At 64.6% G+C, this 11,719-nt stretch carries 10 protein-coding genes; 4 read left to right on the top strand and 6 right to left on the bottom strand.

Annotated features, from left to right (window positions below; genetic code table 11):
* Positions 1 to 2 precede the first annotated feature (2 nt).
* Positions 3 to 1,007: an AraC family transcriptional regulator gene (locus U5A57_RS28220; protein WP_321914915.1), complete on the bottom strand. Its 1,005-nt coding sequence runs from the start codon at positions 1,005 to 1,007 to the stop codon at positions 3 to 5.
* Positions 1,008 to 1,130: 123 nt separating this feature from the next.
* Positions 1,131 to 3,125, bottom strand: coding sequence for an acetoacetate--CoA ligase (locus tag U5A57_RS28215; protein ID WP_321914914.1), 1,995 nt, complete (start codon positions 3,123 to 3,125; stop codon positions 1,131 to 1,133).
* A gap of 607 nt (positions 3,126 to 3,732) precedes the next feature.
* On the opposite strand from U5A57_RS28215, the gene arcD reads away from it, so the two are divergent.
* The 4 genes from arcD (at position 3,733) to arcC (ending at position 8,551) form a co-directional block, all read left to right on the top strand.
* A complete protein-coding gene (gene arcD, locus U5A57_RS28210; RefSeq protein WP_321914913.1) occupies positions 3,733 to 5,214 on the top strand; it encodes an arginine-ornithine antiporter in 1,482 nt (493 codons plus the stop codon).
* Between the two features lie 13 nt (positions 5,215 to 5,227).
* Positions 5,228 to 6,487, top strand: a complete 1,260-nt coding sequence (gene arcA / locus U5A57_RS28205) for an arginine deiminase (protein WP_415774670.1) — start codon at positions 5,228 to 5,230, stop codon at positions 6,485 to 6,487.
* Between the two features lie 47 nt (positions 6,488 to 6,534).
* Positions 6,535 to 7,545 carry an ornithine carbamoyltransferase gene (locus tag U5A57_RS28200; RefSeq protein WP_321914911.1) on the top strand — a complete coding sequence of 337 codons (1,011 nt, stop codon included), beginning with the start codon at positions 6,535 to 6,537 and terminating at the stop codon, positions 7,543 to 7,545.
* Between the two features lie 76 nt (positions 7,546 to 7,621).
* The gene (gene arcC, locus U5A57_RS28195) at positions 7,622 to 8,551 is read left to right on the top strand and encodes a carbamate kinase (protein WP_321914910.1); all 930 of its coding nucleotides are present in this window, start codon (positions 7,622 to 7,624) and stop codon (positions 8,549 to 8,551) included.
* Positions 8,552 to 8,678: 127 nt separating this feature from the next.
* On the opposite strand, the gene U5A57_RS28190 is transcribed toward arcC, so the two are convergent.
* The 4 genes from U5A57_RS28190 to U5A57_RS28175 form a co-directional block, all read right to left on the bottom strand.
* Positions 8,679 to 8,933 (bottom strand): RNA-binding protein, encoded by a 255-nt coding sequence (locus U5A57_RS28190; protein WP_110387579.1) that lies wholly within the window; start codon positions 8,931 to 8,933, stop codon positions 8,679 to 8,681.
* Positions 8,934 to 9,019: 86 nt separating this feature from the next.
* Positions 9,020 to 9,841: a polyphosphate kinase 2 gene (gene ppk2, locus U5A57_RS28185; RefSeq protein WP_321914909.1), complete on the bottom strand. Its 822-nt coding sequence runs from the start codon at positions 9,839 to 9,841 to the stop codon at positions 9,020 to 9,022.
* Between the two features lie 133 nt (positions 9,842 to 9,974).
* A complete protein-coding gene (locus U5A57_RS28180) occupies positions 9,975 to 10,418 on the bottom strand; it encodes a PRC-barrel domain-containing protein (RefSeq protein WP_321914908.1) in 444 nt (147 codons plus the stop codon).
* Positions 10,419 to 10,971: 553 nt separating this feature from the next.
* Positions 10,972 to 11,613: a GNAT family protein gene (locus U5A57_RS28175; RefSeq protein WP_321914907.1), complete on the bottom strand. Its 642-nt coding sequence runs from the start codon at positions 11,611 to 11,613 to the stop codon at positions 10,972 to 10,974.
* Between the last annotated feature and the right edge of the window lie 106 nt (positions 11,614 to 11,719).

Genomic DNA, 11,719 nt, shown 5'->3' with positions numbered 1-11,719 from the left:
GCTCAGCCGCGGCGGCGATACGTGCCGGGCGTGCTGCCGGTCCAGTGGCGAAAGGCGCGATGGAAGGCGCTGGGGTCGTCGAAACCGAGATCGCCGCCGATGGCCGCGATCGTGTCCTGGGTGTCGGTGAGGCGCTGGATCGCCACGTCGCGGCGCAGTTCGTCCTTGAGCGCCTGGAACGTGGTCTCCTCCGCGGCAAGACGCCGGCAGAGCGTACGGACCGAGCAGTGCAGGCTGTCGGCCGCCGCTTCGATGGTCGGCAGGTCGGGCAGCTGCGCGGCAAGGTACTGGCGCACGTTGTGGCTCACGAGCTGCTCGCTGAACGTTTCGAAGATCCAGTCGCCGGGCGAGCGCGCGAGAAACGCGCGCAGGTTGCGCTTGCTCTGCCGGATCGGCATGTCGAGATAGGCCGCGCTAAAGCGCATCAGCGTGGCCTCGCTGCCAAAGCGCACGGGCCCATGGAAGAAGTAGCGGTGATCGAGCGCGTGCGGCGGCTGCGCACAGGCGAAATCGACCTGCAGAAGCGGAATGCGCTGGCCGATCAGCCAGGAACACACGCCGTGTGCGAGCTTGAGCGTCAGTTCCTGCCCGAGCGGCCCGATCGCGCCATACGCAGCATTGGCGCGTAATGCCACCTGGGCCACGAGCCCCTGGCGGCGCGATTCGAGCCGGAAATCGTCGAGCACGATGTGGAAGAACTGGTCGAAGCGATGCAGCGCCGTTTCGAGGTTGCGCGCATCGAGCAGGCTCAGGCAGAGAAACTTGAGCGTGCCGCTGCGCAGCGGCCGGCTGAAGATGCCGGGCATCTCGTCGTCGAGTTCGATGGCGAGCGTCTGGTAGAGCGTGGAGAACTGCTCTTCCGTCACCCGGCCGCCCGGCTTGGCGAGCAGTTCCAGCGCGATGCCCGCCTCGTTCAGATAGCGGCGGATCACGGCGGGCTCGGCACCGGCGCCGGCGAGAAAGCCGTTGACGAGCGAGATGGGAACGGTGGCGCTAGGCGATGGCATGCGTTGACAATGGAAGGCCGCGGAAACGGGCCGACATAGGCGTCAGCCCGCGCGCGCCATTCTAAATCGGCGCGGCCAAAACGGCGCTGCCGCGCCCCGAAGTCTTGCGCTGCCGCGGGCCGCTTAGTGCGCTTCGCCCCTCGCCCGCGCAAATTCAGCAAACCACGCGAGACTTTCCGGGTTGGCCATGGTGTCCGGATTGGCCACTTTCTCGAGTGGCTGCCCGAGCAGAAGCCGCTTGATCGGCACCTCCATCTTCTTGCCCGAGAGCGTGCGCGGAACGGCCGCGACCTGATGGATCTCGTCGGGCACGTGGCGCGCCGAGAGCGCCTCGCGCACGCGCGCGCGAATGCGCTGCGCGAGCGCGTCGGTCAGCTCGACGCCAGGGCGCAACACCACGAAGAGCGGCATTGACGAGGCGCGCCCCAGGTATTCCAGATCGACCACGAGGCTGTCCAGCACCTCCGGCACCGACTCCACTGCGCGATAGAGCTCGCTCGTGCCCATGCGAATGCCGTGGCGGTTGATGGTGGCGTCCGAACGTCCGTAGATGATCGCGCCGCCCCGGGGGGTGATGCGCAGCCAGTCGCCGTGGCGCCAGATGCCAGGAAACATGTCGAAGTAGCTTTCGCGGTAGCGGCGGTTCGCTTCGTCGCGCCAGAAGTAGAGCGGCATCGAAGGCATGGGAGCGGTACACACGAGTTCGCCGACTTCGTCGATGCGCGCGTGCCCGGCCTCATCGAACGCCTCGACTCGCGCGCCAAGGCATCGGCACTGCATTTCGCCGAGATAAACCGGCAAGGTCGGCACGCCTGCGAGGAAGCAGCCCGCGAAATCGGTGCCGCCCGAAATCGCGTCGATCCACACCGGGCCCACGTGTTCGAGTATCCACGCGTACGCTTCGGGGGGCAGCGGCGAGCCGGTTGAGCCGACCGCGCGCAGGCGCGAGAGATCCGCCGCCGCGCGCGGCTCGACGCCGGACTTCAGGCATCCCTGGAAATACGCCGCCCCGGCGCCGAAGAACGTGACGCCCGTCTCGCCCACGAAGCGCCACAGCGCCTGCGCATCAGGGTACGTGGGGTTGCCGTCGTAGAGACAGAGCGTCGCCCCCGCGAGCAGGCCGCCCACCTGGCAGTTCCACATGATCCAGTTCGTGCTGGCGTACCAGTGGAAACGGTCGCCGGGGCTCAAGTCGAGGTGCAGCGCAGTGAGCTTCACGTGCTCCACCACGATGCCGCCGTGCGAATGCACGATGGCCTTGGGCATGCCCGTCGTGCCCGACGAATAGACGATCCACAGCGGATGGTCGAACGGCACGCTCTCGAAATGCAGCGGGACGTTTCCCGCGACCGCGTCGCACCACGCCGTCGCGTGCGGATACTCCTTCACGTTGGCGTCGGGATCGAGCTGCGGGACGAACACGAGGTGCGCCACGCTCGGCAACTCACGCAGCAAATGGTGGATCAGTTCGCGCCGGTCGTGTGGCTTGCCGCCGTAGCGATGGCCGTCCACGGCGAACAGCACCTTGGGCTCGATCTGCCGGAAGCGGTCGAGGACCGCGAGCGGGCCCATGTCGGGCGAGCACACCGACCAGATCGCCCCCACGCTCGCCGTGGCAAGAAATGCCACGACGGTCTCGGGCGTATTCGGCATGAAAGCCGCTACGCGGTCGCCGCGGGTCACGCCCATACGCCGCAGCGTGGCCGCGCAAGCCGCCACCTGGCGGCGCAGCTCCGCCCAGCTCAATTCGCGCGTGCGCCCGGCCGTCGGGCCGCTCTCGCTGCGCGACACGATCGCGGGTCGTGCCTCGCTCGCAAGCTGGAAAGCCCGTTCGACGTAGTTCAACTCGACGCCGGGAAACCAGCGCGCGCCGGGCATCGCGGCGTCGGCGAGCGCCACACCGCGCGGCTCGCGCGAGGGAATCTGCGCCCAGTCCCAGAGCGCGCACCAGAACGCGTCGACGTCCTCGACCGACCAGCGCCATAGCGCGTCGTAGTCGTCGAACGTCAGACCGCGCGTGTCGCCGAGCCACTTCGTGAACTGGGTGATGCGGGCCGATTCGACCTGCTGCGGCGTCGGAGTCCAGGCCGGAGGGGATGCGGTGAGCGTTTCGTTCATCTCGTTGCGCGGGCGCTTGCGGGTTTGTCTGACCTAATGGTGCCGGAGCCGGTGCGCCTCGAACAATTCAGGGAAACCAGTGGAAGACGCTCGCTTACATTCACTCACAGCGATGTCCGCTAACGTCGCGCGTCATTGCATTGTCAATCCGTATTCATTTTTAATATTTCGAATAAAAGCCTGGATTGAATACGCTCGCGTGACCACCATTTTATTGCCGGACTCAATCAACGAATATTCCAATTCGTATGCTGTGTTGTACCGCACAAATCAACCAAATCTCGGATTCTCCTCACCGCGCACAACACCTGTTCTGCGGGGAGATCATGCTTATGACTTAACCCGTACGCAATTGGCATATGAGCTGTCATAAAAATGCAATGCGCTAATGCCTTTAATTTCGCTAATTCCCGCCAGTTCTCCTCTCCCTATCGGACCAAGGTCTTATTGTCAGATCGCGCGCCCACTATCAGATTGAGCGCGTAGCGGCGCGGGTTGCGCTCTCGCGGCATGCGACGCGCGCTGCAGACGCAGGCACAAAGCAAGTTGACGGGTTGGCGCGCAGCGCGAGATCTGCGGCCCTGCCGGCTCGTACAGGAGACCGCGCATGTCCGAATCGACGTCTACGCCTCGCCCCGCCGCAAAACCCGATAGCGCCGCCGCGCCAGCCGCCGCCAACAGGCTGCGCCTCGGCGCGCTCACCGCCCTCGTCGTGGGCTCGATGGTGGGCGGCGGTATCTTTTCGCTGCCGCAAAACATGGCGGCCAGCGCCGACGCCGGAGCGGTGCTGATCGGCTGGGCGATCACCGCGGTCGGCATGCTCATGCTCGCGTTCGTGTTCCAGTCACTGGCCGTGCGCAAGCCCGAACTCGACGGCGGGGTGTACGCCTTCGCGAAAGCCGGCTTCGGCGACTACATGGGCTTTGGCTCGGCGTGGGGCTACTGGATCAGCGCGTGGCTCGGCAACGTCGGCTACTTCGTTCTCCTGTTCAGTACGCTCGGCTACTTCTTCCCGGTCTTCGGCGAGGGCAATACGCCGATCTCCATCATCTGCGCCTCGGTGCTGCTCTGGGCGCTGCACTTTCTCGTGCTGCGCGGCATCAAGGAAGCCGCGATCGTCAACCAGATCACCACGGTCGCGAAGCTGGTGCCGCTGTGCCTCTTCATTATTCTCTGTGCGTTTGCCTTCCGCTCCAGCATCTTCACGGCCGACTTCTGGGGACAAATGAATCCCAAGCTCGGCAGCGTGACGAACCAGGTCCGCAACATGATGCTCGTGACCGTGTGGGTGTTTATCGGCATTGAAGGCGCGAGCATCTTCTCCGCGCGTGCGGAGAAGCGCAGCGATGTCGGCAAGGCCACGGTCATCGGTTTTGTTGGCGTGCTGCTTCTGCTCGTGCTCGTGAACGTGCTGTCGCTCGGTGTGCTCACGCAGCCCAAACTCGCCGCCCTGCAGAATCCTTCGATGGCAGGCGTGCTCGAAAACGTGGTCGGCCACTGGGGCGCGATTCTGATCAGCGTGGGGCTGGTCGTGTCGCTCGCGGGCGCGCTGCTCTCGTGGGTGCTGCTGTGCGCCGAAATCATCTTCTCGGCCGCGCGCGACCACACGATGCCAAACTTCCTGCGCAAGGAAAATGCGAAGCACGTGCCGGCCAACGCACTGTGGCTCACGAACGGCATGGTGCAGATCTTCCTCGTCATCACGCTGTTCTCGAAGGGCACGTATCTCTCGCTCATCTATCTCGCGACCTCGATGATCCTGCTGCCCTACTTCTGGTCGGCGGCCTATGCATTCCTGCTCGCGCTGCGCGGCGAAACGTACGAAACCGACAGCGGCGAGCGCAGCAAGGACCTCGTCATCGCGGGCGTTGCCGTGATCTACGCGATCTGGCTCATTTACGCCGGCGGTCTCAAATACGTGCTGCTCTCCGCGTTGCTCTACGCGCCAGGCATCGTGCTGTTCGCGCGCGCGAAACGCGAAGTCGGCCAGCCCGTGTTCACGAACATCGAGAGGTTCGTTTTCGCCGCTGTGCTGATTGGCGCATTGGTGGCGGCTTTCGGCCTGTACAAGGGCTTTCTCACCCTCTGATTCGAGGAGTCTCATGATGAGTACGGACACTGTCGCCTTTGGCGTCAATTCCGAGGCGGGCAAGCTGCGCAAGGTCATGGTGTGCTCACCCGGACTCGCGCATCAACGCCTCACGCCCAGCAACTGCGACGAACTGCTATTCGACGACGTCATCTGGGTCAGCCAGGCGAAGCGCGACCACTTCGACTTCGTGACGAAGATGCGCGAACGCGGCGTGGAAGTCCTCGAGATGCACAATCTGCTGACCGAAGCGATTCAGAACCCGGAAGCGCTCAAGTACATCCTCGATCGCAAGATTCGCCCGGAAACCGTGGGCGTTTCGTTGGCCGGCGAGGTGCGCAACTGGCTCGAAGGGCTGGAGCCGCGCCGCACCGCGGAATTTCTGATTGGCGGCGTGGTGGCCGAGGATGTTCCGGACAGCGACCAAAGCAAGATCCTGAAGGAGTTCCGCAGCTACCTCGGCTATTCGAGCTTCGTGCTGCCACCGCTGCCCAACACGCTTTTCACGCGCGACACGACATGCTGGATCTACGGCGGCGTATCGCTGAACCCGATGTACTGGCCGGCACGGCGGCAGGAGACGCTGCTCACCACGGCGATCTACCGCTATCACCCGCAGTTCGCCGGCAAGGACTTCGAGGTCTGGTACGGCGACCCCGACGAGGACCATGGCGCGGCCACGCTGGAGGGCGGCGACGTGATGCCGATTGGCAACGGCGTCGTGCTGGTCGGCATGGGCGAGCGCACGAGCCGCCAGGCCATCGGGCGTCTGGCGCAGAACCTTTTCGCCAAAGGCGGCGCAAAGCGCGTCGTCGTGGCGGGCCTGCCCAAGTCGCGCGCAGCCATGCACCTCGATACGGTGTTCAGCTTCTGCGACCGCGACCTCGTGACGATCTTCCCGGAAGTCGTCAACGAGATCGTGCCGTTCTCGGTTCGCCCCGACGACAAGAGCCCCTCGAAGCTCGACCTGCGCCGTGAGGAAAAGCCCTTCGTGGACGTGGTGGCCGAAGCGATGGGCCTGAAGGCCCTGCGCATCGTCGAGACGGGCGGCAACGCGTTCGCGGCCGAGCGCGAGCAATGGGACGACGGCAACAACGTGGTGTGCCTCGAACCCGGCGTCGTGATTGGCTACGACCGCAACACCTATACGAATACGCTGCTGCGCAAGGCCGGCGTGGAGGTCATCACGATCACGGCGAGCGAACTGGGCCGCGGGCGCGGCGGCGGCCACTGCATGACGTGCCCGATCGTGCGCGACGCCATCGATCTCTGAGCGCCGCACCAAACCGCAACCCACTGCATTCGCAACGGAGAAACGACATGGCTTTCAATCTGCGCAACCGCAGCCTGCTTAGTCTGATGCATCACAGCACCCGCGAGCTGCGTTATCTGCTCGACCTCTCGCGCGACCTCAAGCGCGCCAAGTACACGGGGACCGAGCAGCAACACCTCAAGGGCGTCAATATTGCGCTGATCTTCGAGAAGACTTCCACGCGCACGCGCTGCGCGTTCGAAGTCGCGGCCTACGATCAGGGCGCGAACGTCACCTACATCGATCCAACCTCCTCGCAGATCGGCCACAAGGAGAGCATGAAGGATACGGCACGCGTGCTGGGCCGCATGTACGATGCGATCGAGTATCGCGGCTTCAAACAGGACATCGTCGAGGAACTGGCGAAGTTCGCGGGCGTGCCCGTGTTCAACGGCCTGACCGACGAATACCACCCCACGCAAATGCTCGCCGACGTGCTCACCATGCGCGAGCATTCCGACAAGCCGCTCACGCAAATCAGCTACGCGTATCTCGGCGACGCGCGCAACAACATGGGCAACTCGCTGCTGCTCGTCGGCGCGAAGCTCGGCATGGACGTGCGCATTGCGGCGCCGAAGTCGCTCTGGCCGCATGACGATCTCGTGGCGGACTGCAAGAAGTTCGCCGAGGAAAGCGGCGCGCGCATCCTGCTCACCGAGGACCCCAAGGCCGCCGTCAAGGACGTCGATTTCATCCACACCGACGTGTGGGTCTCGATGGGCGAGCCCATGGAAGCCTGGGGCGAGCGCATCAAGGCGCTGCTGCCGTACCAGGTGAACATGGCGCTCATGAAAGCGAGCGGCACGCCGCATACGCGCTTCATGCACTGCCTGCCCGCCTTCCACAACAGCGAGACCGTGATCGGCAAGCAGATCGCCGACAAGTATCCCGAGCTCAAGGGCGGTGTCGAGGTCACGGAGGAAGTGTTCGAGTCGCCGCTGAATCTGGCCTTCGAGCAGGCGGAAAATCGCATGCACACGATCAAGGCGATTCTCGTGTCGACGCTCGCCGACATTTGAGCCACGCCGCTCGACGGGGCGCGTGTGCAGTGCGCGCGCCCCGCTTCACCGATACGCCTAACCTTGGGAGTCAGACATGCGAATCGTGATTGCGCTCGGCGGCAACGCGCTGCTGCGTCGCGGCGAGCCGATGACGGCGGAGAACCAGCGCGAAAACGTGCGCCTCGCGGCCACCCAGATCTCGCAGATCGCACAGGGTAACGAACTGGTGATCGCGCACGGCAACGGGCCGCAGGTCGGCCTGCTCGCGTTGCAAGGCGAAGCCTACAAGGACGTGCCCAGCTACCCGCTCGACGTGCTCGGCGCGCAGACCGAAGGCATGATCGGCTACATGATCGAGCAGGAACTCGGCAATCTCCTGCCGTACGAGGTGCCCTTCGCGACCATTCTCACCCAGGTCGAGGTGGACGCGAACGATCCGGCGTTCCAGCATCCGAGCAAACCGATCGGCCCGGTCTACACGAAGGAACAGGCGGAGCAGCTCGCCGCCGAACGTGGCTGGGCCATCGCGCCGGACGGCGACAAGTTCCGCCGTGTCGTGGCGAGCCCGCGGCCGAAGCACATCTTCGAGATCCGCCCCGTGAAATGGCTGCTGGAGCGCGGCACGATCGTGATCTGCGCGGGCGGCGGCGGCATTCCGACGCTTTACGGCGAAGGCCACAAGCTGGGCGGCGTGGAGGCCGTGATCGACAAGGATCTGTGCTCCGCCCTGCTCGCGCAGGAGCTGGAAGCAGACATGCTCATCATCGCCACCGACGTGGACGCCGCTTACGTCGACTGGAGCAAGCCGTCGCAAAAGGCGATTGCAAGCGCGCATCCCGACGAACTGGAGAAGCTTGGCTTCGCGGCCGGGTCGATGGGACCGAAGGTCATGGCGGCAGCCGAGTTCGCGCGTAACACCGGCAAGGATGCAGTGATTGGCGCGCTGCCCGATATCGTGGCGATTACCCAAGGCAAGGCGGGCACGCGCGTGAGCACGGAGAAGCCGGGGTTGATCTTTTACTGAAACCGGCCTGAGATCGGGCCTGACTTCGGCCCGAGTTCGAGCGCCCTGAAACGGCGCCTGAAAACGCAGGGCGCGCACCGCAGCTGACAAAGCCGTGGTACGCGCCCTGTTGTGTGTTGGCGCCCGCCTACTCCTCGCGCGCCGGCGGCATGACCTGAGCGCTGATGGTGTGATCGCGCCAGAACAGGTTGTTGATGCGGCCCTGCAACCTGCGCAGCCCCTCTTCGCTCGCCGCGTGGAAGGTGAGCAAGGCGCCGGGACGCCCCGCCCCCTCGATGCGCTGAATCGCGTCGTACGGCGGAAAACCGTAGCGCTCCAGAAACTCGTTGATTTCGGCGTCCGTGACGTGTTCGTCGATATTTCCCAGCAGCAGTTCGGCCATGGTCTACCCCTCGTGAGCGTTCAATCGTGATGATAGTGTGGTTTGATCCGCCGCGACGAGAAGCCGCGCCGGATCGCGCGCGCCGCTCAGTACTTCTCCTGCACGTACCGGTAGGGGTAGTCCGGGTCGCGGTAACCATGTGGCTTCTGGCGATCGGGCAGCGTGACCTTCTCGCGCGGCAGCGCCTTGTACGCAATGGTGTTCAGAATATGATTGATGACGTTCAGGCGCGCGCGTTTCTTGTCATCGGATCGGACAACGAACCATGGGGACTCCGGCGTATCGGTCATGTCGAACATTTCGTCGCGCGCGCGTGAATAGTCGTACCAGCGGCTATACGACAGCAGGTCCATCGGCGAAAGCTTCCAGATCTTGCGTGGGTCGTTGATACGCCCTTCGAGGCGCCGCGTCTGTTCTTTCTGGCTCACTTCGAGCCAGAACTTGATGAGGATCGTGCCCGAGTCGATGATGGCGCGCTCGATGAGCGGCACGCCGCGCAGGAATTCCGTCGCCTGTTCCGGCGTGCAAAAGCCCATCACGCGCTCAACGCCCGCACGGTTGTACCAGCTGCGGTCGAACACCACGATTTCACCGGCAGCGGGCAACAGCGGCAGGTAGCGCTGAAAGTACATTTGCGACTTTTCGCGCTCCGTGGGCGCGGGCAGCGCGAATACGCGAAACACGCGCGGGCTCACCCGTTCGGTGAGCGCCTTGATCGTGCCGCCCTTGCCTGCGCCGTCGCGCCCTTCGAACAGGATGCATACCCGCAGGCGCTTCTGGACCACCCACTCCTGCAAGCGAACGAGTTCGCCATGCAAGTGCTCGAGCTCCTTTTGATAGGCTTTTTCGCTGAGTTTTTCCGCCGGCTGCGTTGCGCTCGCGGCCTTGACTTCCTCTTTCTTCGCCATTGAATTGCTCCCCGCTTCGGACGCCTCCCACGAGGCATCCTTCCACTATGGTGTGTGGACGTGGCGCGCGCAATAGGACTTTGGACTAAGGCGCTGGCCGGCTTGACCTCCAGCAAGCGCGCCCGCGCGCGCGTCAATCGTGCGCGTAGTTGAACTCGGGCATGGCCTTTAGCTGCGCCTTATCGGTCTGCAGTACGATCTGTTTCCTGTCGATGCGCAGATCGTTGAACGGTACGGCCACGAGATGCTTGCCCATGCCGAGGAAGCCGCCCACGGAGAGAATGGCGAAGGCGCCTTCGTCAGGCGATTCGAGCACGATGTCGTCGATTGCGCCGATCTTGCCGCCGCTATTGTCGTAGACATCGGAGCCTACGAGCTTCGACGCGCGAAAGCCGGTGCCCGACTGCACCGTGGCCATGCGCTGCACGGCGATCGATTGCGGTGCGCCCTGCGCGAGCGCGGCAGAAGGCGCGCCCAACGTGCACCCAAGCGCGCACGCAAGCGCGACGACGCATGCCGATGTGTGCCGGGATGCCCGGTCACGCGACTTCAGCGGGCGATTCGATTGTGTCGTCATGGTATCCCCCTCCCTTGTGCAAATGGACGATGAATACCGCGCCAATGCAAGCGCTGTACCCGGGGGCCCACGTTCGCCATGAGGAGTCGCTTACGGAATACGGTTGCGCCTACACGGCGCGCAATCGCGCCGGGACCAGCGCGGCGCGGCGGATGTCCCACTGCTGCCCGCGCGGATAGCCGCGCGCCACTCACAGATGACTGCAAAGGTCCGTGCGCGAATCGCAGCAACGTGCGTTCCAGGAGCGTGTTGTGCGGCACGGCGCTTGCGCTTCGCCGGGCAAATGGATTTGCGTGGATTCGCGCATTCGCGATGCCGCAGCGCATCACGCACACGCACACGCATCCTGTAACGCGGAGAGGTCTATGCGTTCGAACTTCCTTCTTGCCGCTCGCTTTTTGCGTGGTCCCGAGGCCCATCTGCCGACAGAGGAGCCCGATAATCCGCGTCGCCCACCGCCCCCTCCGGTTTCGGACCCCGAGCCGCCGCCGGTACCCGAAGGCGATCCGCCGACTGAAGCGCCACCCGAGCGGCTGCGCCGACGCGGCAAGGCTCAGCCGGCGGCTTGTAACCGCCGCAACAAGCCAGCCTTCACCTCGGGCCACTCGTCCTCGATGATGCTAAAGCGCACGGAATCGCGCTTGCGGCCATCCGGCATGATGCGTTCACGGCGCACCACGCCCTCTTCTTTCGCACCCAGGCGCAGGATTGCGGCACGCGACTTCGCGTTGAGCACGTCGGTCGTGAACTGCACACGCACGAAGCCGAGCGTTTCGAAGGCGTAGCTGAGCATCAGAAACTTCGCCTCGGTATTCACGACAGTGCGCTGCGCCGAGGCAGCGAGCCACGTCGAGCCGATTTCCAGCTTGCGGTTCTCACGGTCGACCTTCCAGAAACGCGTGCTCCCCACCACGCGATCACTGGCGCGCAGCCGGATCGTGAACGCAATGACGGTGCCGGCACGCACGCCATCGAGCGCCCGGGCAATCCAGGCATCGACGGTAGTGGCACCAGGCACCACCGTCACCTTGAGGTTCCAGAGTTCGCCGTCCGCCGCCGCGGCGACGAGGCGTGGCGCGTCTTGCGCGCAGAGCGGATGCAGCGCGACCGTGCGGCCGTTTAGTGTGGGCAACTCGTTCGGCGCGGGGGGCGTATCGGCGGCGGTGCGGGATGCGGGGCCAGCTATGTCGGTCATGGCGGGAATCGATGAATATGGCGAGCGCGCAAGGTAGTCTCGGGCGAAAGGCTCACGCATTCTAGCGCCGGGCTGGCGCCGGGGGCGACGCGTCAGCCGTTACAAT

The sequence above is a fragment of the Paraburkholderia sp. J11-2 genome, assembly GCF_905220185.1.
In the GTDB taxonomy this organism is placed as follows: Bacteria; Pseudomonadota; Gammaproteobacteria; order Burkholderiales; family Burkholderiaceae; genus Paraburkholderia.
The sequence above is the reverse complement of the archived record's forward strand: the minus strand, read 5'-3'. Positions and strand labels throughout refer to the sequence as shown.